The 25,450-nt window shown below is 72.0% G+C and carries 15 protein-coding genes; 8 read left to right on the plus strand and 7 right to left on the minus strand.

Going from position 1 to position 25,450, the window contains the following annotated elements; all coding sequences use genetic code 11:
* Positions 1 to 5 precede the first annotated feature (5 nt).
* The 4 genes from LXT12_RS22415 to LXT12_RS22430 all read right to left on the minus strand — a co-directional run bounded on the left by LXT12_RS22415 (position 6) and on the right by LXT12_RS22430 (position 6,923).
* On the minus strand, positions 6 to 1,760 hold the full coding sequence (locus LXT12_RS22415; RefSeq protein WP_233394527.1) for an IlvD/Edd family dehydratase: 1,755 nt from the start codon (positions 1,758 to 1,760) through the stop codon (positions 6 to 8).
* Positions 1,761 to 1,870: 110 nt separating this feature from the next.
* Positions 1,871 to 2,824 carry a glycoside hydrolase family 43 protein gene (locus LXT12_RS22420; RefSeq protein WP_233394528.1) on the minus strand — a complete coding sequence of 318 codons (954 nt, stop codon included), beginning with the start codon at positions 2,822 to 2,824 and terminating at the stop codon, positions 1,871 to 1,873.
* Positions 2,825 to 2,912: 88 nt separating this feature from the next.
* Positions 2,913 to 5,792 (minus strand): TonB-dependent receptor, encoded by a 2,880-nt coding sequence (locus LXT12_RS22425; RefSeq protein WP_233394529.1) that lies wholly within the window; start codon positions 5,790 to 5,792, stop codon positions 2,913 to 2,915.
* Between the two features lie 219 nt (positions 5,793 to 6,011).
* Positions 6,012 to 6,923 carry a LysR family transcriptional regulator gene (locus LXT12_RS22430; RefSeq protein WP_233394530.1) on the minus strand — a complete coding sequence of 304 codons (912 nt, stop codon included), beginning with the start codon at positions 6,921 to 6,923 and terminating at the stop codon, positions 6,012 to 6,014.
* Positions 6,924 to 7,025: 102 nt separating this feature from the next.
* Between LXT12_RS22430 and LXT12_RS22435 the strand changes: the two genes are divergently transcribed.
* From LXT12_RS22435 to LXT12_RS22445, 3 genes are all read left to right on the plus strand, one after another.
* Entirely contained in the window at positions 7,026 to 8,372 is a 1,347-nt protein-coding gene (locus LXT12_RS22435; protein WP_233394531.1) for a Kelch repeat-containing protein, read from the plus strand.
* Positions 8,373 to 8,506: 134 nt separating this feature from the next.
* Positions 8,507 to 9,268, plus strand: coding sequence for an alpha/beta hydrolase (locus LXT12_RS22440; protein WP_233394532.1), 762 nt, complete (start codon positions 8,507 to 8,509; stop codon positions 9,266 to 9,268).
* Positions 9,265 to 11,049, plus strand: a complete 1,785-nt coding sequence (locus LXT12_RS22445; protein ID WP_233394533.1) for a RecQ family ATP-dependent DNA helicase — start codon at positions 9,265 to 9,267, stop codon at positions 11,047 to 11,049. The genes LXT12_RS22440 and LXT12_RS22445 overlap by 4 nt, the downstream gene beginning before the upstream one ends.
* Here the strand turns inward: LXT12_RS22445 and LXT12_RS22450 are convergent.
* Positions 11,046 to 13,103 carry a DUF1631 family protein gene (locus LXT12_RS22450; RefSeq protein ID WP_233394534.1) on the minus strand — a complete coding sequence of 686 codons (2,058 nt, stop codon included), beginning with the start codon at positions 13,101 to 13,103 and terminating at the stop codon, positions 11,046 to 11,048. The two genes, LXT12_RS22445 and LXT12_RS22450, sit on opposite strands and share 4 nt — an antisense overlap.
* 69 nt (positions 13,104 to 13,172) lie before the next feature.
* Complete coding sequence (locus LXT12_RS22455; protein ID WP_233394535.1) at positions 13,173 to 14,435, minus strand: acyl-CoA dehydrogenase family protein; 1,263 nt, start codon at positions 14,433 to 14,435, stop codon at positions 13,173 to 13,175.
* Between the two features lie 289 nt (positions 14,436 to 14,724).
* Between LXT12_RS22455 and LXT12_RS22460 the strand changes: the two genes are divergently transcribed.
* Genes LXT12_RS22460 through LXT12_RS22480 form a run of 5 tightly spaced genes read left to right on the plus strand, consistent with a single transcriptional unit; the run spans position 14,725 to position 23,449 of the window.
* Entirely contained in the window at positions 14,725 to 17,409 is a 2,685-nt protein-coding gene (locus LXT12_RS22460) for a TonB-dependent receptor (RefSeq protein ID WP_233394536.1), read from the plus strand.
* A 17-nt stretch (positions 17,410 to 17,426) separates the two neighbouring features.
* Positions 17,427 to 19,886, plus strand: coding sequence for a family 20 glycosylhydrolase (locus tag LXT12_RS22465; RefSeq protein ID WP_233394537.1), 2,460 nt, complete (start codon positions 17,427 to 17,429; stop codon positions 19,884 to 19,886).
* Complete coding sequence (locus LXT12_RS22470; protein ID WP_233394538.1) at positions 19,883 to 20,575, plus strand: SGNH/GDSL hydrolase family protein; 693 nt, start codon at positions 19,883 to 19,885, stop codon at positions 20,573 to 20,575. The genes LXT12_RS22465 and LXT12_RS22470 overlap by 4 nt, the downstream gene beginning before the upstream one ends.
* Positions 20,572 to 21,678, plus strand: a complete 1,107-nt coding sequence (locus LXT12_RS22475) for an acyltransferase family protein (RefSeq protein WP_233394539.1) — start codon at positions 20,572 to 20,574, stop codon at positions 21,676 to 21,678. Before LXT12_RS22470 ends, LXT12_RS22475 begins: the two co-directional genes overlap by 4 nt.
* A 19-nt stretch (positions 21,679 to 21,697) precedes the next feature.
* Positions 21,698 to 23,449 (plus strand): MFS transporter, encoded by a 1,752-nt coding sequence (locus LXT12_RS22480; RefSeq protein WP_233394540.1) that lies wholly within the window; start codon positions 21,698 to 21,700, stop codon positions 23,447 to 23,449.
* A gap of 7 nt (positions 23,450 to 23,456) precedes the next feature.
* Here LXT12_RS22480 and LXT12_RS22485 read toward each other — a convergent pair whose 3' ends face one another.
* The gene (locus LXT12_RS22485) at positions 23,457 to 25,448 is read right to left on the minus strand and encodes a monovalent cation:proton antiporter family protein (RefSeq protein ID WP_233394541.1); all 1,992 of its coding nucleotides are present in this window, start codon (positions 25,446 to 25,448) and stop codon (positions 23,457 to 23,459) included.
* Positions 25,449 to 25,450: the final 2 nt, after the last annotated feature.

Genomic DNA, 25,450 nt, shown 5'->3' on the forward strand with positions numbered 1-25,450 from the left:
CCATTTCAGTGAGAGTGACGTGGCACGGCCGCGCCGCGCTTGCCGCGCAGGAAGTCGAAGTCGCAGCCCTCGTCGGCCTGCAGCACGTGCTGCACGTAGAGCTGGCGATAGCCGCTCGCGTCGGCGGGGTCGGTGGTCTGGGCGGCGGCCCAGGCTTCGAGGCGGGCCTTGAGCTCGTCCTCGGAGACGTCCAGGTGCAGGCGGCCGGCCGCGCAGTCCAGCTCGATGAAGTCGCCTTCCTTGACGACCGCCAGCGGGCCGCCCGCCCGCGCCTCCGGCGCCACGTGCAGCACCACCGTGCCGTAGGCCGTGCCGCTCATGCGCGCGTCGGAGATGCGCACCATGTCCTTCACGCCCGCGGCCAGCAGCTTGGGCGGCAGGCCCATGTTGCCGACCTCGGCCATGCCGGGATAGCCCTTGGGGCCGCAGTTCTTCATGACGAGGATGGAGCTGGCGTCGACGTCGAGGTCGGGGTCGCCGATGCGGGCCTTGTAGTCCTCGAAGTCCTCGAAGACGACGGCGCGTCCGCGGTGGGTCATCAACTCGGGCGTGGCCGCCGAAGGCTTGAGCACGGCGCCGCGCGGCGCGAGGTTGCCGCGCAGGATGCAGATGCCGCCGTCGGCGATCAGCGGGTTGTCGAGCTTGCGGATGACCTCGTCGTCGTAGATGGGCGCGTCATGGCAGTTGGCCCACAGGCTCTTGCCGTTGACGGTGAGGGCATCCTTGTGCGGTAGCAGGCCGGCCTCGCCGAGGCGGCGCAGCACGGCCGGCAGGCCGCCGGCGTAATAGAACTCCTCCATCAAGAAGCGGCCCGAGGGCAGCAGGTCCACGAGCGTCGGCGTGCCGCGGCCGATGCGGGTCCAGTCCTCCAGCTCCAGGTCGACACCGATGCGGCCGGCGATGGCCTTGAGGTGGATGACGGCGTTGGTGGAGCCGCCGATGGCGGCGTTGACGCGGATGGCGTTCTCGAAGGCCTCGCGGGTCAGCACCTTGGACAGCGTCAGCTGCTCCCAGACCATCTCGACGATGCGCATGCCGGAGAGGTGGGCCAGCACATAACGGCGCGCATCGACGGCAGGGATGGCGGCGTTGTGCGGCAGCGAGGTGCCCAGGGCCTCGGCCATGCAGGCCATGGTGGAGGCCGTGCCCATGGTGTTGCAGGTGCCGGCCGAACGCGAGTGGCCGGCCTCGGCGGCCATGAAGTCGTGCATGCTGATCTCGCCGGCCTTGACCTGCTCGTGCAGCTGCCACACGGCCGTGCCCGAGCCGATGTCCTTGCCCTTGAGCTTGCCGTTGAGCATCGGGCCGCCGGTGACGACGATGGCCGGCACGTCGCAGCTCGCCGCGCCCATCAGCAGGGCGGGCGTGGTCTTGTCGCAGCCCACCAGCAGCACGACGGCGTCCATCGGGTTGCCGCGGATGCTCTCCTCGACGTCCATGCTGGCGAGGTTGCGCGTGAGCATGGCGGTCGGGCGCAGGTTGCTCTCGCCGTTGGAGAACACCGGGAACTCGACCGGGAAGCCGCCTGCCTCCAGGATGCCGCGCTTGACGTGTTCGGCCAGCTTGCGGAAGTGGGCGTTGCAGGGCGTCAGCTCGCTCCAGGTGTTGCAGATGCCGATGATGGGCTTGCCCTGGAACTCGTGGTCGGGGATGCCCTGGTTCTTCATCCAGGAGCGGTACATGAAGCCGTTCTTGTCCTGCGTGCCGAACCACTCGGCCGAGCGCAGCCTCACCTTGCTCTTCTTGTCCTCAGTCGTCATGGGTGTCTCGCTGTTGTTCTTCGGGGCCCTGGAGCCGCTCGAGGCATGCTAGGCATGGGGGAAATTGCAATCCAATCAATTTCCTCGGTGCCTCGATACCGGAACGGGTATCAGTCCCGTCGCGAGGGCCAGCCGAACCGGGGCATGCCGTCGGCGGCCCAACGCAGCGGCTTGACGAAGCTGTGCCGGTCGGGGTTCCACAGCGGGTCGCCGACGATCTCGGTGTAGGTGCGGGCGTGGTAGACCAGCAGCACCTCGCCGGGCGTGGCGCCCTCGGTGAAGCTGTTGTGGCCGGGGCCGAAGACGCTGTCCTCGGGCGCGCTGCGCATGACGGGCTCGGGCGACTTGCGCCAGCTCGCCGGGTCGAGCAGGTCGGCATCCTCGTCGGCCCAGAGCAGGCCCATGGCGTAGTTCTCGTCGGTGGCGCTGGCCGAGTAGCTGACGAAGACGCGGCCATGGCGGACGAGCACCGACGGCCCCTCGTTGACGAGGAAGCCGCGGCACTCCCAGCCGTGCTCGGGCCGGCTGAGCCGCACGGGCGGGCCGCCGAGCTGCCAGGGCGTCGCCATCGGCGCGATGTAGAGGTTGGAATTGCCGGGGATGGCCGGGTCCTTCTGCGCCCACAGGTAGTAGAGCCGGCCGCGGTGGGTGAAGGTGGTGGCGTCCAGGCAGAAGCTGTCCAGGCCCGTGTCCACCTGCCCCAGCAGCTCCCAGCGGCCAGCGAAGGGGTCAGGCGAAGTGTTCCGCAGCGCGTACATGCGGTGCTGGAACATGCCCTGGTGGTCGAGCTCACGGGTGGGCGCGGCCGCGAAGTAGACGTACCAGGCCCCCTGGTTGAAGTGCAGCTCGGGCGCCCAGATCAGCTCGGAGCAGGGCCCCGCGTCGGGCTTGCGCCAGGCCACGAAGGCAGGCGCCTCGGCCAGGCCGGCGATCGTCGCCGCGCGGCGGATCTCGACGCGGTCGTACTGCGGCACCGAGGCGGTGAAGTAGTAGAAGCCGTCGGCGTGGCGGGAGATGTGGGGGTCGGCGCGCTGGCGGATCAGGGGCTCGAGCAGATCGGACATGGGGGACTGCGGGATGAAAAAAAGGCGTCGCCCGGGAAGGCCCGTGCGACGCCCCAACAGCAAGGAATAGTTCTGGTTTGGGTTCGCCTCAGATCTTCCAACGGAAACCGACCGAGAACGCGCGCCCAATTTGCACGGTGCCGAAGTTGGTCACCTCCGGGTTGCCGGCATCGCCGAAGTGGTAGTACTGCTGCTGCATTTCGTTGGTCAGGTTCACACCGCTGAAATCCAGCGACATCCGGTCGTTGATGTTGTAGCTGAGCTGGAAGTCCACGCTCTTTTCCGGCTGGCGCCAGATGCCGATCGGGTTGGCGAACAGCGCCGCTTCGTTGGCGGCCAGGAAGGCGGAGCGGCGGACGTAGGACAGGCGCGCGCCGATGGGACCCTTTTCGTAGGCCAGGGTGGCATTCCACGACAGCTTGGACACCCCGAAGAACGGCCCCTCGAGCTGCGAGACGATCTCGCCGGCGTTGTTGGCGGTCGGCACGTTCTGCGATGACGTGAGGCGCGTCACGCTGCCCTGGAAGCCCAGGCCGTCGAGCAGGCCCGGCAGCCCCTTCGGGAAGTAGATCGCGCCCAGCTCGAGGCCGCTGATCTTGCCGTTGGACGCATTGACCGGCGAGCTGATGACGTAGTCGTAGCCGTTGGTGTGGTCGCCCCCCGAGGTGGAGTTGCGGAATGGGTCTTCGGCCGGCGAGAGGTGGATGCGACGGCGCAGCGGCACGACCAGGCCCTCGATCCTGCGCTGGAACAGGGTGCCGTAGAGCGCGCTGTCCTTCTGGAAATACCACTCGCCGGTCAGGTCCAGGTTCTTGGAGCGTGTCGGCTCCAGGCCGGGGTTGCCGCCGCTGCCGCCGCCGTAGCCGACCTTGGAGACGTCGTCGCTGGGCTGGATGATGGGGTTGAGATCGCCGAAGTTCGGCCGGCGCAGGGTCTCGCCATAGTTGAGGCGCACCAGCACGTCCCGGACCGGCTCATAACGCAGCGTCAGGCTGGGCAGGAACTTGCGCGCCGTCTTGCGGCCGTCCGTCGGCGTCACGACCTTGGTGCTGGCATCGACCTTGTAGGCCGTCATGCGGGTGTCGACCTGCACGTAGCGCACGCCGAAATTGGCGCGCAGCGGCCGGCCGAACAGCTGGTTCTCGGTGTCCGCCATCAGGAAGAGGTTGGTGGTGTCTTCCTTGACGTCGAAGGTCTTCTGCAGGCTGAGCTTGTCGGTCGTCAGGAAGTTCGCGTCGACCGAGTGGTACATCGCGCGCCAGGCGTCGATGTTGTCGCGGATGTAGTAGGCATTGGGCTCCATCCAGGAGCGAGGAACGTCGGCGAAGTCCGTGCCGAAGTTGGAGTTGACGTGGTAGTAGTTGGAGCCCAGGGAGGCATCGGCCAGGTTGCGGCCAAGGAAACTCGACTGCGTGCGGTTCGCCTCCGAGGCCTTGCGGCTGTCGAAGCGCAGGCCGAAGTTCAGCGTCTTCAGCGGGCCCCAGTCGGCGTCGTAGGCGCCCGAGAGGCTGGCCGTGCCGGCGCTGCCCTGGTTGCGGTTGGCGTTGTCGTAGAACTGCGCCACGTTCCACTGCTTCGGGTCGACCAGCTTGGCGTCGTCGTCGAAGTGGAAGGCCATGTTCCCGCCGCCGGAATTGAAGTCGACGTTGATGGAATCGGCGACGCGGTCGATGCGGGTGGCGGTGAACTCCGAGTGGAACTTGCTGGTCTGGTAGGACACGTCGCCCTCCAGCCGCAGCCGGTCACCCAGGTTCCACTTGCCGTTCAGGGCGTAGATGTAGGAATCGGTGGCCGAGGTGGTGTAGTCGCCGCTGTTGAAGCCGTAGACCTTGCCGACCGTGCGCGTCTTGATGACGTTGGTGCCCGGGAAGGTGGTGATCGTCCCGGCCGGGTTGCTGCCCAGGGCCCCCCACCAGTCCACGAAGCTGAACAGCAGCTGGTTGAACGCCTTGTCGCGATAGCCGTTGTACATCGCCTCGAAGGTGTAGACGGCGTCCTGGTTGGGCTGCCACTGCAGCGCGACGTTGGCCGCCGGGCGCTCGCGCCGGCCCTCCACGTCGCTCTGGAAGACGGCGTCGCGCGACAGGTAGTAGGGGTAGGCCTGGCCGTTGAAATTCAGCGTCGAGCCGGCCTTCTGCGGCAGGCCGGTATAGGTTCCGGGCGTCCAGACGTTGTTGTCGAAGACGCGCTGCAGCGGGGTGTAGCCGGCCGGGTCTTCCGCGGCATTGGGGCTCACGAACGGCACCATGGCGCCGGGCGTCACGCTTTCGTTGCGATAGTTCGTCTTGACCATCGACAGGTTGACCAGCGCACCGAAATCACCGGCGCCGGTCGTCCAGCGGTTGCTGGCCAGCGCGCTCAGCTGCGGGTTGGACTTCTTCGCGGGGTCGAGATAGGTCTCGCGCGCCAGCAGCGAGAACTTCGAGCCCTTGAAATCGAAGGGCCGCAGCGACTTGACGTCGATCTGGCCGGCGATGCCGTTTTCGAGCTGGCTGGCGTCGCGCGTCTTGTAGACGTCGATCTGGCGCACCAGGGTCGACGGGATGTCCTGCAGCGCGACCTGCGTGCCGGAGGCGGTGAAGATGTTGCGGCCGTTCCAGGTCGTGGCGATGTCGGGCAGGCCGCGGATGGACAGGGTGCCCACTTCGCCACCGGCACGGTTGGTGACCTGGATGCCCGTGACGCGCTGCAGCGCTTCGACGACGTTGTTGTCGGGCAGCTTGCCGATGTCCTCGGCCACGACGGACTCCACGACCTGGTCGTTGGTGCGCTTGTTCGCCAGGCTCTTGGTCAGCGAGGCCTTGACCCCGGTGACGACGACCGTCTCCAGCGAGGTGTCGGCGGCCTTGGCCTCCTGGGCCTGGGCGGTGCTGGCCAGCATCGCGGCCGTGGCGATGGCGGTCAGGCGCAGGGCAAAAACGGGGGCAATGGCGGCCGCGCGCGGCGGCACCAGACTCGTGGTGTTCATCTTGTCTCCGGGATCGTTATTAGGGGTAACCGTCCGACCCTGAAACCTGCGTGTACCCGGCTCGAGTGGGCCGCTGGCTTCGGGTGTGAGGTCATGCTAGGGAAGCGACCGATCCGCGGCTAATCACATTTTTGGATTTCCCGATGCCGCTTCTCGCATCGCAACTCGGGGTTAGCACGGAGGCCCATCCCCGCCGCCGCCTCGAGTTTCAGCGGCGCCTCAGCCCAGGGCGGCCTCGAAGAGCGTGCATTGCGCGGTCAGCGCCTCGACCAGCTCGGGCGCCAGTGCATCCGAGAACACGAGGTGCACCTCGACGCTGACTTCGTCCAGCAGCCGCCGGCAGGCCACGCCGGCGTAGCGCTGGCGCGCCATCGCGGCCGGCATCAAGGTGCCGCCGCGGCCGGCGGCGATCTGCGCCAGCGTGGCGGTGGTGCCGGGCGCCTCGGCCTCGGTGGCGGGCTTGAAGCCGGCTGCCTCGTACTGGCGCTGGTAGTGCATCCACAGCGCCGGGTTCTGGCGCCGCGCGAAGCGCAGGAAGGCCGGCAGCGCCTCCAGGTCGCGCAGGCGCAACGCCCGCTTGCGCGCCAGCGGGCTGGCACTGGGCACCAGGGCGACGTGGCGCAGCCGGGCCACCGGCACGTGGCGCAGCCCGTGGAGTTCATGCGGCATGGCGATGAGGGCGGCGTCCAGCGTGTGGCGGCGCAGGCCGTCGAGCAGGGTGGGCCCGATGTCCATCACCGGCTCCAGCCCGGCGCGGCCCGTGGCCTCGCGCCAGGCGCCGTCGACGGCGGGGAAGGCGCTCATGTCCACCCACCAGGGCAGGCCCAGGCGCAGCGGGCGGTCGGCCGCCGGGCCGCTGGCGGCCTCGGCCAGGGCCGCGTCGAAGGCCTGCACCGCCGTGCGGAAGGCCGCCTGGGCGCGGCGCCCCGCCGGCGTCAGCCGCGTCGCCGGGCCGTCACGGTCGAGCAGGGCCACGCCGAGCGCCGCCTCCAGCGCGGCGATCTGCCGCGACAGCGGCGGCTGCGTGAGGTGCAGGCGCTCGGCCGCACGGCGGAAGTTCAGCTCCTCGGCCAGCACCAGGAAGTAGCGCAGCTGCCGGATGTCGATGCCGCGAAGGGCAGGCGGGGTCATGCCGAAAAGGTATCACCAATTCGGCACTTCACGCCGCCGCGCCGGCCCGCCAGCATGGCCGGCCTTGCCGCGCGATGGCGGCATTTGCATTCGGGAGAGGACATGGACAAGAAGGCATGCACGCGCCGCGCGGCGCTGCTGGCGGGACTGGGCTGGAGCCTGGCCGGCTGCGGAGGTGGCGGCGGCAGCCCCGGCGACGACGGGCCGGCCGTCCAGCGGCTGGACGCGGGCGAGGCCCGGGTGGGCGAGGCCGCGCAGATCACAGCCGTGTTCAGCGGTGGCCAGGGCCGCATCGAGCCCGACCTCGGCCCCGTGCAGAGCGGAGTGCCGGTGCGAACGCCGGTGCTGGCCGGCCCGCGGCGCTACACCCTGGTGGTCGAGGCCGCGGGGCGCCCCAGCGCGCGGCGCGAGCTGGAGCTGCGCCCGGCCTACCGCGACCATTACGTGGCGCTGGAGGGTGCGCCCACCGTGCAGTACCACGCGGCCGTGGCCCTGGCCGATGGCGGCGTCCTCGTCGTGGGCGGCTCGCGCGGGCTGAGCGCGCCGTCCGAGGCCATCGACCGCTTCGACCCGGCGACGCGCGGCTGGCGACGCATCGGCAGCCTCTACACCGGCCGCACCAACCACACGGCGACGCGGCTGGCCGACGGCCGCGTCCTCGTCGTGGGCGGCTCGGTGGGGCTGGCCAGCGGCGGCTTCGCCGAGCTGGTGGACCCGGCCACAGGCAGCGCCGAGCCCGCGGGTTGGACCGCCAGGCCGCGCCTGCGCCACGCCACGGTCGCCCTCACCGATGGCCGCGTCCTCGTGGTGGGCGGCCTGCAGAGCGACAGCGTCGAGCTGTGGGACCCGGCGACGCGGCGCTTCCGCCTGGTGGCCGACCGCATGGCCAACGCGCGCGAGTTCCCGACGGCGACCCTGCTGGCCGACGGCCGCGTCCTCATCGTCGGCGGCGACCACGCCGGCCCGGCGCAGCGGCTGGCCGAGGTCTTCGACCCCGCGACCGAAAGCTTCGACCGCGTGCTGTCGCCGCTGAACGAGGAGCGCCGGGCCATGCACGAGGCCCACCGGCTGCCCGATGGCCGCGTGCTGGTGCTGGGCGGCGAGCTGCGCGGCGAGGCCGGCTATGAGCCGCTGGACAGCGTGCTGGTGTTCGACCCCGCGGCGCGCACGCTGGCGCCGCAGGGCCGGCTCGACCAGGCCCGCAGCCTGGTGCGCGGCGCGATGCTGCCCGATGGCCAGGTGCGCCTCTTCGGTGGCCAGACCGGCGCGGAGGCCTCGGCGCGCTCGGCCAGCGCCTACGCGCCGGGCGGCACCGCCGCCGCCCTGGCCGCCATGCCCGCGGGCCGCGCCTGGCACACCGTGACGGCCCTGCCCGACGGACGCGTGCTCATCCTCGGCGGCGATGCCGAGGACGGCGCCGCGGTGCCGGGCGCCCTGCTCTACGAATAGCGAGGGCCCCGGCGGACGGCGCTCTCAGTCGGGGCTCGTCCTACAAAGCCTGTGCCGGCAGGCTGGCACGGCGGCGCGCCGCCGCACCGCAGCATGAGGGCCATCCATCGACCCGCCGCGGCGCCGCCACAGCCATGACCACCACCTCCCCCACCACCCCTCTGCCCCTGACCCCCAAACCGGCCCGGGCAGCGAACCGCCGGCCGGCTCTCTCCCTGCTCGCCTCGGAGCCGGCGCGCGCCACGCTGGAGGCCTGGGCGGCGCTCTGGCATTGGCGCAAGGCGCCCAAGCCGGTGGGCGCGGGCCACACCGTGGTGCTCTTCCCGGGCCTGGGCACCGACGGCCTCACGCTGTGGCCCTTGCGGCGCCATCTGGAGCGCGCCGGCTTTCGCGCCCTGGACTGGGGCCAGGGCATGAACGTCGGCCCGCGCGGCGACGTCGATGCCTGGCTGGACCGTCTGGCGGAGTCGCTGCACGAGCGCGTGGCGCCGGCGCGCGAGGTGAGCCTGGTGGGCTGGAGCCTCGGCGGCTTCTATGCCCGCGAACTGGCCAAGCGCTGGCACGACCGCGTCCACCACGTCATCACCATCGGCACGCCCTTCAACGGCAGCGCCGACGACACCAACGTCGGCTGGCTCTTCCGCCTGCTCAACGGCCGCCGCCCGCCCGACGAGGCCGCCCTGCGCGCACGCCTGGCCGAGCCGCCGCCGGTGCCCACCATCTCGCTCTACAGCCGCCGCGACGGCGTCGTGTCCTGGGAGGCCTGCACGCATGCGCGGCGCTTCCCGCTGGCGCGCGACATCGAGGTGCAGGCCAGCCACATGGGCATGGGCTGGGCGCCCGAGGTGCTGAGCCGCGTCACGGGCCTGCTGGCCTGCCGGCGCAAGGCCGCATGAGCGCTGCCGCTGCTACCGCCGCCATTGCCGCCACCGGGTCGCGCCGCATGGGTCCGCGCGAAGACTCGCCCCGCCCGGCGCCGCCGCCCGAGAAGCTGCCGCCGCGCGAACCGGTGCAGCCGGTCAAGCTGCGCGGCGCGCTCAGGCGCGTCTTCGGGCTGCGCGCGCTGCGGCCCGGCCAGGCCGAGGTCATCGAGCGCGTGATGGCCGGCCAAAGCACGCTGGCCGTCATGCCCACCGGCGCGGGCAAGTCGCTGTGCTACCAGCTGCCGGCCGTGCTGAGCGACGCGCTGACCGTCGTCATCTCGCCGCTGATCGCGCTGATGAAGGACCAGTGCGACGCCCTGCAGCGCCGCGGCGTGGCGGCGGCCCAGCTGCATTCGGCCCTGGACGCCAACCGCCGCCTGGAGGCCGAGGCCCTGCTCACGCGCGGGGCCCTGCGGCTGCTGTTCACGACGCCCGAGAGGCTGGCCGACCCCCACACTCTCGGCCTGCTGCAGGACCAGCGCGTGGGCCTGCTCGTCGTCGACGAGGCCCACTGCATCTCGCAATGGGGCCACGACTTCCGCCCCGCCTTCAGCGCCCTGCGCGACGCCCGCCGCGCCCTCGGCCGCCCGCCGGTGCTGGCCCTCACCGCCACGGCCTCGGCGCCGGTGCAGCGCGAGATCGCCGAAGCGCTCGGCATCCCGCGCGACGGCATCCTCTGCCATGGCGTCTACCGCCCCAACCTGCGCCTGGCCGTCGAGCTGCCGCAGACGGAAAAGGAAAGGCGCGAGCTGGTGCTGCGCCGCCTGCGGGAGGAAGACGGCAGCGCCGTCGTCTACTGCGCCACCGTGCGCGAGGCCACGGCCCTGCACCGCATGCTGCGCGAGGCCGGCCTGCCCGTGGGCCTGTACCACGGCAAGCGGCCAGCCGCCGAGCGAAGCGCCGGGCAGGAGGCCTTCATGGCCGGCGAGCACCGCCTGATGGTGGCCACCAACGCCTTCGGCATGGGCATCGACAAACCCGACATCCGCCTCGTGCTGCATGCCCAGATGCCGGCTTCCATCGAAGCCTACGTGCAGGAGTGCGGCCGGGCGGGGCGCGACGGCGAGCCGGCCGACTGCGTGCTGCTCTTCCGCGAGGGCGACCGCGCGCTGCAGCAGTTCTTCGCCGGCGGCCAGCTGCCGTCGCGCGAGGAGCTGGCCGCCGTCTGGCGGGCGCTGGCCAGCCACACGCCGCAGCGTGGCTGGCTGCCCGCGGCTTTGGCGGAGATGGCGCGGCTGCCGCAGCGGCGACTCGGCCAGGTGCTGGCGGCCCTGCGCTCGGTGCGCGCCCTGCGCGGCAGCGAGGCCACCGGCCTGCAGCCGGCCACGCGGCGCGACGCCGACGCCGTCATCGAGGCCGCCGAGGCGGCCCTGCACAAGCGCCGGCAGAACGACCGCGACGGCCTCACGGCCATGGTGCTCTACGCCAAGGCGGGCGGCTGCCGCTGGGCCGGCGTGCTGGCCCATTTCGGCGAGACGCTGGACGGCGGCGCGACGCGCTGCGGCCATTGCGACAGCTGCGAGCGCTTCGAGAAGCTGCTGGCGGCGGAGCGGACCTCACCGCCCACCGATGGCCCGGCGAGCCTGCCACCCATCCCGGCGCGCGCCTTCGAGCCGGGCCAGCGGGTGAGGGTGCGCCGCTTCGGCTGGGGCGCGGTGCAGGACTGCAGCGCCGAGTCGGTCACCATCGCCTTCCCCCGGCATGGGGTGCGGCAGATCCACCCGGACTTCGTGGTGGGCGTTGCGCGCAGCTAGCCCACGGCGCCGAGGTCCTGCAGCAGCCCGCCCAAGGCGCGCTGCACGGGGCTGGCCTCGGCCACGTCGGTGGCCAGGCCCTCGCGGCGCAGGCGCATCAGGGCGCGGCGCGTCATGGAGTGCATGCCGCCGGCCAGGTTGCTTGTGAACATGTAGAAGGCGCCGTTGTCGCTCATCCAGGCGAGCCGGGCCGTGGCCCAGACGCCCTGCAGGTGCAGCTTGCAGCGGCGGCCCGGGCGCAGGTCGCCGAGCCAGGCCTCCGCCGGATCGACAGCCCCCGGGCCGGCCAGGCCCATGGGGACGGTCGGCAGGCCGCCGACATGGGTGTCGCGGCCCTGCCAGTCGTTCAACGCGGGGGGCGCGGGCATGGGCGCCGGCGGCGCTGCCTTGGGTGGCGACGACGGCGGTGCTGGCGGCTCCACGGCCTGGGCGACGGGCTCCGGCCTGGCCTCGCCCGGCTCGGCGAGCAGCCGGCGATGGGTCTGCATCAGCTCGGCGAGCAGGCGGTTGCGGTGCTGCTGGGGCAGCTCGATGAGGGCCATGCCCTGCTGCACGCGGCCGATCAGGCGCGGCAGGCGGCGGCGCAGGTCGGCGCGTTGGGCAGCGGTCGCGGGCCGCTGCAGGCTGGCGAGCAGCTCGTCCACCGTTTCGACGAGGGCCTGGGCCCCGGGTGAGTCCGCCCCCTCGGTGGCCATGACCTTGGCCAGCACCTCGATCCACGGACCACGCAGGAAGGTCTGCACCATGGGGCTGACCTCGCCGGACCGGGCGAGCTGGGCCTCGACCTGGTCGCGCATCAGCGGCAGCAGCCGGCGCTCGGCCTCGCGCTGGCCGAGGGCGTCCATGACGGACATCGTCGTGTCGATCTGCTGCTGGGTCTCCTCGTCGATGAAGGATTGCAGTTCCTGCAAGGCTTGCGCATAGACCTCGGGGGTCTCGGGCCGGCCCTGGGTCAGCCGGCCGACGAGGGGCTCGACGAAGCGCTGGAAGGCCGCGCCGCGCTCGGCGTCGTGCGCGGGCAGGGAGGCGGCATGGCCGGCGATGCCGTTGATGAGGGCCCAGGCCGGATGCTGCTCGGAGGCGAGCACGCCGGGGTCGCGCGTCGCCAGCTCTCGCACCGGCGCCTCCAGCCGGGCGATGGAGTCGCGCAGGGCCGGCAGGAGCTGGGGGTCGGCCAGCAGCCGTTCGAAGAGGCGGCCGAGCAGGGCATGGCCGACCGGCAGCTCGCCACCGCCACGTGGCGGCGAAGCGGCCTGCGCCGGGCCGGCCGGCAGCACGCGCTCCAGCAGCGGCAGGCTGCGCAGCAGCGCCTGCAGCTGCTCGGGCGGCACGCCGGCCACGGCTGCCGCTCCCGCCGCCCCGGGTGCCGCGGCGGCGCCCGCCTTGAGGACGGCGGTGGACTCTGGCGCACGAATGGTGCGGTAGGCCGGCGCCTGGATGCCGGCGGCCTGAAGCTCGGCGGTCAGCGCCGCCAGCAGCGGGCGCAGCTGCGGCACCAGCGTCGGCCCGGCCAGGCGCATCCACAAGGCCTGCTGCTCGGGTTGCAGGGCCTGTTCGTAGATCGTCTGGCTGACGGCCCGGGCGAACACGGCCGGCCCGCAGGCCGTGGGGTCTTCGCCCCAGGGCAGCTCCGGCAACAGCCCGGTGGCCAAGGCCTGGAGTTCACGCAGCTCCCATTCCAGCCTCAGGTCGACGAGCTGCACGACCCGCGAGATCTCGATGTCCTTCTCGGCCTGGGCCTCGTCGACGAGGCTCAGCTCCTCGATGTCGAAGCCGCTCAGCGGCGACGTCGAGGCGCCCCGGCCCAGGGCCCGTGCCGCGCCGCCCTGGATGCCTTGCCGCAGGTGGCCGGCCAGGCACTCGGTAGAGTGCATGCGCAGCGGCTCCACGACCGCCATCAGCCCGGCGAGCTGGCGCCGGTCCAGCGCCGGGAGGCCGGCGGCGGCGGGATCGCGCATCGCCTCCAGCATGGCGTCCATCCAGGCCTGGGCGAAGGCCAGGGCCCGGGACTCCAGCGTCCTCACATGGCGGTCGAACTGCGGATGGGCGGGCATGGCCGGCGACGTGCTTCGTCCTTGGAAGCCACCGACTCTAGCTTCCAGGGCCGCCGTGCCGCGCCAGGTTCAGGCGCCTCGCGTGATGGGCATCGCGATTTTGTCGGTCGGCAGCTTCATGTGGCGCGCCACCTCCAGCTTGGCCAGGGAGTTGCGGTGCACCTCGTCGGGGCCGTCGGCCAGGCGCAGCGTGCGCTGGTGGGCGTACATCATGGCCAGCGGCGTGTCCTGCGAGACGCCCGCGCCGCCGAAGAGCTGGATGGCCCAGTCGATGACCTGCAGGGCCATGCTGGGCGCGACGATCTTGATCATCGCGATCTCGGCCTTGGCGACCTTGTTGCCCACGGTGTCCATCATGTAGGCGGCCTTGAGCGTGAGCAGCCGGGCCTGCTCGATCATGCAGCGCGCCTCGGCGATGCGCTCCTGCGTGACGGTCTGCTGCGCCAGCGTCCTGCCGAAGGCGGTCCGTGCGACGGCGCGTTCGCACATCAGCTCCAGCGCGCGCTCGGCTGCGCCGATGCTGCGCATGCAGTGGTGGATGCGCCCCGGGCCCAGCCGCCCCTGCGCGATCTCGAAGCCGCGGCCCTCGCCGAGCAGGATGTTGCTGGCCGGCACGCGCACGTTCTTCAGCTCGACCTCCATGTGGCCGTGGGGCGCGTCGTCGTAGCCGAAGACGCTGAGCGGGCGCACGACGGTGACGCCCGGCGCGTCGGCGGGCACGACGATCATGGACTGCTGCTCGTGCTTGCCCGCCTCGGGATTGGTCTTGCCCATGACGATGTAGACGGCGCAGCGCGGGTCGCCGGCGCCGGAACTCCACCACTTGCGGCCGTTGATGACGTAGTCGTCGCCGTCGCGCTCGATGCGGCACTCGATGTTGGTGGCGTCGCTGGAGGCCACGGCCGGCTCCGTCATCAGGAAGGCCGAGCGCATCTCGCCGCGCAGCAGGGGCTCCAGCCAGCGGTCCTTCAGGGCCTCGCTGGCATAGCGCTCCAGCGTCTCCATGTTGCCGGTGTCGGGCGCCGAGCAGTTGAAGACCTCGGGCGCCCAGAAGACGCGGCCCATGATCTCGCACAGCGGCGCGTACTCGAGGTTGGACAGGCCTTCGGGCGCGCGGTCCGAGCGCGGCAGGAAGAGGTTCCACAGCCCCGCGGCGCGGGCCTTGGGCTTGAGCTCCTCGATCACCCGCGTGGCCACCCAGGGATTGCCGGCGCGGCGGTTGGCCTCGACCTCCTCCAGGTAACGCCGTTCGTTGGGGTAGATGTGCTGGTCGAAGAAGTCGATCAGCTGCTCGCGCATCTGCGCGACCTTGGGGCTGTAGTCGAAGTGCATGGCCGTGGTTCCAGGTGGGACGGAGCCAGTGTGCGCGAACACCGCCTGGAGGCCTGTCACGGACGCGGCAGCCCCCCAAGACTCCCCGTTCCTCGGTGTAAACCATGTGGAACCGGTTCCAAAGTGGCGTTAGATTGGTATCACATCAAACCGCCCAGACGTCGAGGACGCAGGGCAGACGTCGCGAGTCCATCGCGCAACCGGCCCAAGGGGTCACGAGGGGAAAACCATGGCGAAGTCGTCGTTTCGTTCGATCGCATGCGGGCAGCGGCCCGCGCAGGCCTGGCGCATGGCGCCGCTACCGCGGGCCGTCGGCGTGCTCGCCGCGCTGGCGGCCATGGCCGCTCCGCCGGCCAGCGCCCAGCAGGCGACGGAAAAGCTGGACAGCGTCGTCGTGACCGGCAGCTTCAGCCGCAGCGTGCAGAACTCCATCGACACCAAGAAGAACGCCGACGCCATCGTCGAGGTGGTGACGGCCGAGGACATCGGCAAGCTGCCCGACGTGTCCATCGCCGAGTCGCTGGCGCGGCTGCCCGGCGTGGCGGCGCAGCGGGTGGACGGCCGCGCCCAGGTGCTGTCCATCCGCGGCATGGCGCCCAAGTTCGGCGTGACGCTGCTCAATGGCCGCGAGATGGTGAGCACCGGCGACGACCGCTCCTTCGAGTACGACCAGTTCCCCTCCGAACTCGTCACCTCGGCAGCCATCTACAAGACGCCCGACGCCTCGCTCGGCACCCAGGGCCTGGCCGGCACGGTCAACATGACCACCCTGCACCCGCTGGACCACGGGTCCCGGCGCGTCAACCTCAACGCCCGGCTGGACCGCAATTCCTACGGCGAGCTCGTGCCCGGCAGCAAGGCCCAGGGCATGCGGCTGAGCGCCTCCTATGTCGACCAGTTCGCCAACCGGACGATCGGCGTGGCCCTCGGCGTCGCCCACCTGGACAGCCCCAACCAGAAGAAGTACTTCAACCCCTGGGACTTCGGCAAGGCGGGCGACATCAGCGTGGACGGCGCTGGCAATGCCTACACCTTCAACGGCCTGGAGACGGGCGTGTCGTCCACCCAGACGCGGCGCGACGGCGTGCTGGCGGTGCTGGAGTTCAAGCCCGGCAACGGCCTGCACAGCCAGCTGGACCTGTTCTCCTCGCGCTTCAGCCAGCGCATGAACGGCCGCGAACTGGTCGCCTATTGGGCCAACTGGTCCAACGGCACGACGCCGACCTTCACGCCCCTGCCCGACGCCACCCAGGGCGGCCAGGTGGGCAACCTGACGCCCTTCGTCACCGAGCGCAAGAACGACCGCGACGACCGCGTGCGCGCCCTGGGCTGGAACACCGAACTCAAGCTGGCCGACTGGACCGGCCAGCTCGACCTGAGCAGCTCCCACGCCAAGCGCGCCGAGCACATCGGCGAGGCCTATGTGACCGGCAGCACGCCCATCACGCTGGACGTGCGCATGCCGGGCGACTTCCATCACTTCGGCACCCTGTCCACCGCCTTCGACTACGGCAAGGCCTCCAACTTCATCCTCAGCACGCCGTGGTGGGGCGGCGGTGCCTATGCCTCGCAGGCCCAGGTCGCCGACGACGTGAAGTCCCTGCGCCTGTCGGCCCGGCGCAGCCTCGACTGGGGCCCCGTCAGCGGCTTCGAGGGCGGGCTCATCCACTCCCGGCGCAGCAAGACGCTGGACTACGTCGGCACCAACTACGACCTGAAGTCGGGCACCGACTACGACGGCACGACCTGCATGATCTGGCCCGTCTGCGGCGGCCCCATCCCGGCCAGCGTGGTGCAGTCGCCGGCGCAGCTGTCCTTCGTCGGCCTGCCCGGTCTGGTGAGCTTCGACGTCTTCGATGCGATCAACAGCGGCGCCTACGTCGCCTCGCCCAACGATCCCAAGAGCCCGACGTGGAACTGGGGCATCAAGGAGAAGGTCACCACCAGCTTCGCCAAGTTCAACCTCGACTTCAACGCCGGCGTGCCGGTGCGAGGCAACGTCGGCGTGCAGGCCGTGTCGGTGCGACAGACGGCCGACGGCCTCTACCAGGACAGCACCGGCGCCCTCAACCCCATCACCGACGGCACGAGCTACACCGACGTGCTGCCCAGCCTCAACCTCATCGCCGAGCTGCGGCCGAACACCCTGCTGCGCTTCGGCGCGGCCCGCACGGTGGCCCGCCCCAACATGGCCGACATGCGCGCCGGCCTGACGGCCTCGGTCAGCCAGACCGACCGCACCTGGTCGGGCGACGGCGGCAACCCCAGGCTCAAGCCCTGGCGCGCCGACGCCTTCGACCTCTCGCTGGAGCACTACTACGGCAAGGGCAGCTACATCGCCGTGGCCGCCTTCGAGAAGCGCATCCTGACCGGCATCGTGACCCAGTCGGTGGCCTACGACTTCTCCGGCATCCCCAACCCCTCGGGCATCACGCCCACCAGCAACATCGGCACGCTGACGACGCCCACCAACACGTCCGGCGGGCGCATCGGCGGCGTCGAGCTCAGCGGCGCACTGGCCGGCGCGCGCGTGAGCCCGCTGCTGGAAGGCTTCGGCCTGCTGGCGTCGTACTCGCGCACCCACAGCAACCTGCCCGGCACCGACGCCCACGGCGCAGTCACCGACACGCCGCTGGAAGGCCTGTCCGGCACGGTCTACGGCCTGACGGCCTACTACGAGCGCGCCGGCTTCGAGTTCCGCGTCGCGCAGCGCTACCGTTCGGCCTTCACGGCCGCACGCCACAACGCCTTCCGCTTCGTGATGGACTCCATCCGCCCCGAACGCATCACCGACCTGCAGCTGGGCTACAACTTCCAGGACGGCGCCCTCAAGGGCCTGGGCCTGCTGCTGCAGGTCAACAACCTGACGGACACGCCCTATGTCGTGACGCAGACGGTGGACGGCATCACGGCGCTGAAGGAGTTCCACAAGTTCGGCCGCCAGCTGCTGCTGGGCGCCAGCTACAAGTTCTGACCATGCGGGCGCTGTGGTTGACCCTTGGACTGCTGCTCGGCGCCGGGCAGGCGGCGGCCCGGCCGGCGGGCGGCGAGTTCGCCCTGCGCTGGAGCGTGGCCGGCATCGAGCAAAGCGGGAGCGAGACGCTCAGCCGCGTGCGCTTCAGCCTGCGCAACGGCAGCGGCGAAGCCCTGCCCGCCACGGGCTGGGCGATCTACTTCACCACGCTGGCGACGGCCCGGCCGCAGCAGACGGCGCAGCTCAGCGTCGAGGAGGTCGCCGGCACGCTCTACCGGCTGCGGCCCGGGCCGGCCTTCGCCGGCCTGCCGGCCGGCGCCAGCATCGACCTGGACTTCACCCAGCCCGGCGCCGTGACACGGCCCGACAAGGCGCCCCAGGGCCCCTACCTGGCCTATGACGACGCCCCCGCCCAGGCCCAGCGCCTGGGCGCCTACCGCATCGACGCCCGCCCGCCCGGCGCCCAGGCGGCCGAGGACGGCCCCGAGGCGCTCTACGCCCGCAATGCCGCACCGGCCGCCGAGGGTCCGCCCCCCGGCCGCGTGCTGCCCACCCCGCTGCTCGAACGCGAAGGCCGCGGCGAGCTGGTGCTGCAGGCGCCGCCGCGCATCGAGGCGCCCGCCGCCCTCGGCCCCGAGCAGGCGCGCCTGCGCGACCTCTTCGCGGCCCGCCTGCCGGGCCTGCGCCCCCAGGGCCGGCTGCGCCTGGCGCTGGGCCCCGTCGCCGGCCAGACCTCGCCCGAGGCCTACCGCCTGCGCATCGACCCCGCCGACGGCATCGCCATCACCGGCGTCGGCGCCGAGGGCGTGGCGCGGGGCGTGGAGTCGCTGCGCCAGCTGCTGCCTGCCGCGCCGGCCGGGCGCCTGGCCCTGCCGGCCCTGGAGATCGTCGACGCGCCGCGCTTCGCCTACCGCGGCCTGATGCTAGACGTGGCGCGCAACTTCCGCAGCCCGGCCGAGGTCTGCCGCGTGGTGGAGCTGATGGCGCAGTTCAAGCTCAACCGGCTGCACCTGCACCTCACCGACGACGAGGGCTGGCGCCTGGCCATCCCCGGCCTGCCCGAGCTCACCACCTACGGCGCCGTTCGCGGCCATGCCGCCGACGAGAGCGAGCACCTGCTGCCCGCCCACGGCTCCGGGCCGGACCCGCACGACCCGCGCGGCAGCGGCTTCTACGACGCCCGCGGCTTCATCGCCATCCTGCGCTGCGCCGCCGAGCGCCGCATCGAGGTGCTGCCCGAGATCGAGATGCCCGGCCACGCACGCGCCGCCGTCAAGGCCATGGAAGCGCGCGCGCGCCGGCTGCAGGCGGCCGGCCAGCCGGCGGAGGCCGAACGCTACCGGCTGCGCGACCCCGGCGACCGCAGCCGCTACCGCTCCGCCCAGGGCCACGACGACAACGTCATCGACCCCGGCCTGCCTTCGACCTACCGCTTCGTCCAGCGGGTGCTGGGCGAACTCAAGCACCTCTACGCCCGCGCCGGCCTGACGCTGCGGCGCGTGCACCTCGGCGGCGACGAGCTGGGCGACGGCGCCTGGGAGCAGTCGCCCGCCACGCTCGCGCTCATGAAGCGCCAGCACCTGGCCGGCACCGCCGACGCCTGGGACGCCTTCTACGGCCGCATCGCCCGCGACGCCGCCGCCCTGGGCCTGCAGCTCGCCGGCTGGGAGGAGCTGGGCGCGCGCAAGACCGGCCAGCCCGGCCGCGACCGGCTGGTGCCCAATCCGCGCTTCACGGGCCGGGGCTTCGAGCTCTTCGTCTGGAACAACCTCGACGGCTCGGAGGACCTCGCCTACCGCCTCGCCAACGCCGGCTACGGCGTGGTGCTGGCGCCGGCCACACGCCTGTACTTCGACATGGCCCCGAGCCACGACCCGCGCGAGCCCGGCGTCGACTGGGCGGCCTATGCCGACCTCCACGATGTCTGGAGCTTCGCGCCGCTGGACGCCACCCGCAGCTCGGCCACCGACCCGCGCCCGCGCGCCGGCCTGGACGCGCTCAGCAGCGACGGCCGGCGCCGCGTGCTGGGGCTGGAGGGCACGCTGTTCTCCGAGGCCATGCGCGAGCCGGCCCAGACCGACCACCTGCTGATGCCGCGCCTGCTCGGCCTGGCCGAGCGCGCCTGGGCGGCCGACCCCGCCTGGGCCCGGGTGCGCGACCCGGCCGAGGCCCGCCGCCTGCACGACGCCGACTGGTCGCGCTGGCGCCGCCTGCTCGGCGAGCGGCTGCTGCCCTGGCTGGACGCCACCTGGCCCGACCTGGCCTACCGCATGCCGCCGCCCGGCCTGCGCCGCGAGGGCGGGCGCGTGCTGGTCAACCACTTGTTCCCCGGCACGACGGTGCGCTACACCCTCGACGGCAGCGCCCCCCGCGCCGACAGCCCGGTCGTCGACGGCGCCATCGTCACCGACCGCCCCGTCACGGCCGCCGCCTTCACCCACAACGGCCGCACCAGCCTGGCCCTCACCCTGCCATGAAACTCACCGCCCCCGCCCTGTCCCTGCTGATGCTGGCCGCCCTCGCGCAGCCGGCCCTGGCCGAGCCCTCCGCCACCGACTGGCCCAACCTCGCCGCCTACCGGGACCGCAACGCGGCGCTGCTGGCCCAGCCGGCCAGCGCCCGGCGCGTCGTCTTCATGGGCGACTCCATCACCCAGGGCTGGCCGCTGGAAGCCCTGCGGCCGGGCTTCGTGAACCGCGGCATCAGCGGCCAGACGACGCCGCAGATGCTGCTGCGCTTTCGCGCCGACGTGCTGGCCCTGTCGCCGCGCGCCGTGGTCCTCCTGGCGGGCACCAACGACCTGGCCGGCAACACCGGCCCGGCCACGCCCGAGATGATCGAAGGCAACATCGCCTCCATGGCCGAGCTGGCCAAGGCCCACCACGTGCGCGTGGTGATCGGGGCCCTGCTGCCGGCCGCCGCCTACCCCTGGGCGCCGGGCGTGCAGCCCGCGCCGGCCATCGCCGAGATCAACGCCTGGCTGCGCCGCTACGCCCAGCGCGAGGGTCATGCCTTCGTCGACTTCCACACGCCCATGGCCGACGCCGGCCAGGGCCTGCGCAAGGCCTATTCCGAGGACGGCGTGCATCCCAACGCCGCGGGCTATGCGGTGATGAACGACCTGGTGCTGGCCGCGCTGGGCCGGCTGGGCGAGGCCCGGCCTTGACGCCGCGCGCCCGCGCCCTGGACGTGCTGCGCGGGCTGACGCTGGCGCTGATGATCGTCGTCAACATGTCGATCAGCGAGTCCCTCTCCTACGCGCCGCTGCTGCACGCGGCCTGGAACGGGCTCACGCCGACGGACCTCGTCTTCCCGAGCTTCCTGTTCGCCGTGGGCGCCTCGCTCGCCTTCACGCTGCCGCGCCACGCGGCCCTCGGCCACGGGGCGGTGCTGGGCTGGGCGCTGCGCCGCGCGGCCCTGCTCTTCGCCTGCGGCTTCGTGCTCAACCAGTTTCCCTTCTTCAAGCTCGACGCGGCCGGCCAGTGGCATTGGATGGACTGGAGCCATGTGCGCATCCTCGGCGTGCTGCAGCGCATCGGCCTGGCCTTCGCCATCGCCGCGCTGCTGATCCACTTCGGCCGCGGCCGGGGGCTGCTGGCCTTCAGCGTGGCCGTGCTGGTCGCCAACGCCTGGGTGCTGGCCAACTGCGGGGACGACAGCCTCACCGGCAACGCCGCCGTGCGCCTGGACCGCTGGCTGCTCGGCCCGCCCCACCTCTACGCCGGCGAGGGCCAGCCCTTCGACCCCGAAGGCCTGCTCGGCCTGCTGCCCTCGGTGGTGAACGTGCTGGGCGGCTACACCGCCGCCCGCTGGGTGCGGCAGCTGGGCGCCGGTCGGCCACTGCTGCGCCGCCTGCTGCTGGCGAGCCTCGCCCTGCTGGGCCTGGCGCTGGTGGTGCAGGGCGTGGTGCCGGTCAACAAGAAGCTCTGGAGCAGCAGCTTCGTGCTCGTGGGCCTGGGCGTGGACGCGGCACTGCTGGCGCTGCTGGTGCTGCTCGTCGACCTGTGGCGCTGGGAGCGCCCGGCAAAGTTCTTCGAGATCCTCGGCCGCAACACCCTGGCCATCTACCTGCTGTCCGAGGTGCTGCAGGCCCTGCTGTGGACCCTGCCCTGGGGCGCCGAGCCGGCCTTCATGGGCGTGTTCCGGCGTGCCTTCCAGCCCTGGGCGGGCGACAAGCCGGGCTCGCTGGCCTTCGCCCTCGTCTTCATGCTGGGCTGCTGGACGGTGGCCTGGTGGATGGACCGCCGCCGCCTTTACATCCGCGCCTGACCCTTCACGAAAGCCTGCCTTGAACGCCTCCAACTACCTCCGCTACCTGCTCTTCATCGCCGGCATGGGCGGGCTGCTCTACGGCATCGACGTGGGCATCATCGCCGGCGCCCTGCCCTACCTCGAAGCCACGGCGGCGACGAGCTGGAAGCTCTCGGCCCAGCAGATGAGCTTCATCGTCGCGGCGGTGCTGCTGGGCAGCGTGCTGTCCTCGCTCTTCGCCGGCCTGCTGGCCGAGGCGGTGGGACGCAAGTGGGCCATGCTGCTGGCGGGCGCCTGCTTCGTCGCCAGCATCCCGATGATCGCCATGGCCGAGGGCTACGGACCGCTGCTCGCGGGGCGGCTGCTGCAGGGCGTCAGCGGCGGGTTGATCGGCGTGGTCGTGCCGCTGTACCTGGCCGAGTGCCTGGACGCCGACCACCGCGGGCGCGGCACGGGGCTCTTCCAGCTGCTGCTGACCATCGGCCTGGTGGCTGCGGCCCTGATCGGGCTGGCGCAGGCACGCGGCGTCGAGGCCGTGGCCGCGAGCGGCGGCGACCTGGCGGCGGCCCGCGACCACGCCTGGCGCAGCATCTTCTGGATGTGCCTGCTGCCCGGCCTCGTGTTCACGCTGGGCGTGCTGGGCCTGAGCGAGTCGCCGCGCTGGCTGCTGCAGCGCGGGCGGACCACGGCGGCCCGCGCCGCCCTGGCGCGCAGCCGCCCCGCTGGCCGCGTCGAGGCCGAGATGGCGGACATGACATCGGCCCTGCGGCCCCGCCACGATGCCGGCCAGCCCGCCGCCGCCGGCAGCCTGCTGAGCCGCCGCTACGTGCTGCCCTTCGTGCTCACCTGCGTGATCCTGGCCTGCAACCAGGCCACGGGCATCAATTCCATCCTGGCCTATGCCGTCAACATCCTCGGCCAGGCCGGGCTGCCGGGCTCGGTGGGCAACGTCGGCGACGTGGCCATCAAGGTGCTCAACGCGCTGATGACCGTGGTGGCCGTGCTGCTGGTGGACCGCAAGGGCCGCAAGTTCCTGCTGATGCTGGGCACGGGCGGCATCGTCGTCTCGCTGGCCGCGGCGGGCCTGCTGTTCCGCGGCGCCGAGGCGCAGCAGCGCGACCTGACCGCCGCCGTGCAGGCCCGCGTGAGCGGCGACACCCTCACGCTGGCCACCGACGCGGCCGGCTTGCAGGCCCTGGGCGCCGCAGACGCAGCCGGCGGACCCCGCCAGCTCGTCGTCGCCTATGCCTACGGCGACTTCACCAACGTGCAGACCCGCCGCAGCGACGATGCCGCCCAGGCCCCGCTCACCCTCAGCCGCGCCGAGACCGTGCAGCCCGACAGCGTCATCGGCGCCTTCTTCCGCCGGCTGCACCTCAACCCCTTCCCCGACCCCGAGGCCGCGCGGCAGGCGCCGCTGCGCATCGAGTCCGTCCGCGTGGGGGAGGTGCCGCCGCAGTCGCACGGCTGGGCGGTGGCGCTGTGCATCCTCGGCTTCGTGGCCTTCTTCGCGGTCGGGCCGGGCGTGTGCGTGTGGCTGGCGCTGTCGGAGCTGATGCCCACCCGCATCCGCTCCAACGGCATGAGCATCGCCCTGCTCATCAACCAGTTCGTCTCCACCGTCATCGCCGGCATCTTCCTGCCGACGGTGGGCCGGCACGGCTACGCGTCGATGTTCTTCTTCTGGGCCGGCTGCACGGTGGTGTACTTCCTGGCCGTCGCCTTCGTGCTGCCCGAGACCAAGGGCAAGACCCTGGAGGAGATCGAGCGGCACTTCAGCCGCGGCTGAACGGCGTTCAGCTCAGCAGCTTCTGCTCGGCCAGGGCCAGGGCCGGCGGCGCGCCGGACACGACCAGGGTGTCGCCGCCGGCCAGCACCAGGGCGTCATCGGACTGGGCGACACCGCCGCTGGCGCGCCGGATGGACACCACGTGCACGCCCAGCGCAGGCAGGGCCAGCACGCCCAGGGCCTCGCCCTGCCAGGCGCTGGCCTGGGGGAGGGTGATGGTGGCCAGGCGGGCCTGGTCCATCTCCTCCGCGGTGTCGTCGTCGGCACCGTGGAAATAGCCGCGCAGCAGGCCGTAGCGCTTGTCCCGAGCATCGCGGGTGATGCGGATCACGCGGCGCATGGGCACGCCCACCAGGGCCAGGGCGTGCGAGGCCAGCATCAGGCTGCCCTCGATGGCCTCGGGCACCACCTCGGTGGCGCCGGCGGCCTTGAGCTTCTCGAGGTCGGCGTCGTCGATGGTGCGCACGATGACCGGCACCTTGGGCGCATGGGTCTGCACGAGGTTGAGGATCTTCAGCGCCGAGGGCGTGTCGTGGTAGCTCACCACCACGGCGCTCGCCCGCGCCAGGCCGGCGGCCATCAGGCTCTGCACCTTGGCCGCATCGCCGAACACCACGCTCTGGCCCGCGGCAGCGGCCTGGCGCACGCGGTCGGGGTCGAGGTCCAGGGCCATGTAGGGGATGTGCTCGCCGTCCAGCAGCCGCGCCAGGTTCTGGCCCGAGCGCCCGTAGCCGCAGATGATGATGTGGGCCTCGGCCTTGATGGACTTCTTGGCGATGGTCGTCAGCTGCACCGACTGCATCAGCCAGTCGCTGCTGGACAGCTTCATGACGATGCGGTTGCTGTACATGATGATCAGCGGCGTGGCCAGCATGGACAGCACCATGCTCGCCAGCACCGGGCTCACCCACTGCGCCGCGATGAGCTGGTGCTGGGCGCCGAGCGTCAGCAGCACGAAGCCGAACTCGCCGGCCTGGGCCAGGTACAGGCCCGTGCGCAGGGCCACGCCGGGCGGCGACCTGAAGAGCCGGGCCAGGGCGGCGATCAGCGCGAACTTGGCCAGCACCGGCAACACCGTCAGCAGGATGACCAGCCACCAGCTGTCCACCAGCGGGCGCCAGTCCAGCTTCATGCCGATGGTGATGAAGAACAGGCCCAGCAGCACGTCGTGAAAGGGCCGGATGTCGGTCTCCACCTGGTGCTTGTATTCGGTCTCGGCGATCAGCATGCCGGCGACGAAGGCGCCCAGCGCCAGGCTCAGGCCCGCGTGCTCGGTCAGCCAGGCCAGGCCCAGCGTCACCAGCAGCAGGTTGAGCATGAAGAGCTCCTCGCTCTTGCGCCGGGCCACCAGGGTCAGCCACCAGCGCATGATCCGCTGGCCGCCGAAGAGCAGCAGGCCGAGCAGGACGACCGCCTTCAACCCCGCCCAGGCCAGGGCCTCGGCCATCTGGCTGCCGCCGCTGTTGAGCGCCGGGATGAGCACCAGCAGCGGCACCACGGCCAGGTCCTGGAAGAGCAGCACGCCCATGACGAGGCGGCCGTGCGGGTTCTCCAGCTCCAGCCGCTCGGCCATCAGCTTGACGACGATGGCGGTCGAACTCATGGCCATGGCGGCGCCGAGCACGAGGGCGCCCTGCCAGCGCAGGTCCCAGGCCAGGCCGAGCAGGCCGAAGCCGGCGATGAGCAGCATGTTGCCCGCCACGGCCCCGGCGACGGTGAGCACCACCTGCGCCAGGCCCAGGCCGAACACCGCCGTCCGCAGCGCCCTGAGCTTGGGCAGGTTGAACTCCAGCCCGATGGCGAACATCAGGAACACCACCCCGAACTCCGCCAGGTACTGGACGCTGGCCGAGTCGTGCGCGAAGGCCAGGGCGTTGGGCCCGATCAGCACCCCGACCGCGAGATAACCCAGCATGGGCGGCAGCTTCAACAGGCGGCAGACGACGACGCCGAACACCGCGGCGACGAGATAGAGAAGGGCGAGGTCGAGGGAGGTCACCG

The organism is Pelomonas caseinilytica (assembly GCF_021353235.1).
In the GTDB taxonomy this organism is placed as follows: Bacteria; Pseudomonadota; Gammaproteobacteria; order Burkholderiales; family Burkholderiaceae_C; genus Pelomonas; species Pelomonas caseinilytica.

Coding starts and splice junctions, on each gene's coding strand:
- LXT12_RS22445 (WP_233394533.1), top strand. CDS start 9,265: ATGAGCGCTGCCGCTGCTACCGCCGCCATTGCCGCCACCGGGTCGCGC.
- LXT12_RS22425 (WP_233394529.1), bottom strand. CDS start 5,792: ATGAACACCACGAGTCTGGTGCCGCCGCGCGCGGCCGCCATTGCCCCC.
- LXT12_RS22470 (WP_233394538.1), top strand. CDS start 19,883: ATGAAACTCACCGCCCCCGCCCTGTCCCTGCTGATGCTGGCCGCCCTC.
- LXT12_RS22440 (WP_233394532.1), top strand. CDS start 8,507: ATGACCACCACCTCCCCCACCACCCCTCTGCCCCTGACCCCCAAACCG.
- LXT12_RS22455 (WP_233394535.1), bottom strand. CDS start 14,435: ATGCACTTCGACTACAGCCCCAAGGTCGCGCAGATGCGCGAGCAGCTG.
- LXT12_RS22420 (WP_233394528.1), bottom strand. CDS start 2,824: ATGTCCGATCTGCTCGAGCCCCTGATCCGCCAGCGCGCCGACCCCCAC.
- LXT12_RS22430 (WP_233394530.1), bottom strand. CDS start 6,923: ATGACCCCGCCTGCCCTTCGCGGCATCGACATCCGGCAGCTGCGCTAC.
- LXT12_RS22415 (WP_233394527.1), bottom strand. CDS start 1,760: ATGACGACTGAGGACAAGAAGAGCAAGGTGAGGCTGCGCTCGGCCGAG.
- LXT12_RS22435 (WP_233394531.1), top strand. CDS start 7,026: ATGGACAAGAAGGCATGCACGCGCCGCGCGGCGCTGCTGGCGGGACTG.
- LXT12_RS22450 (WP_233394534.1), bottom strand. CDS start 13,103: ATGCCCGCCCATCCGCAGTTCGACCGCCATGTGAGGACGCTGGAGTCC.
- LXT12_RS22460 (WP_233394536.1), top strand. CDS start 14,725: ATGGCGCCGCTACCGCGGGCCGTCGGCGTGCTCGCCGCGCTGGCGGCC.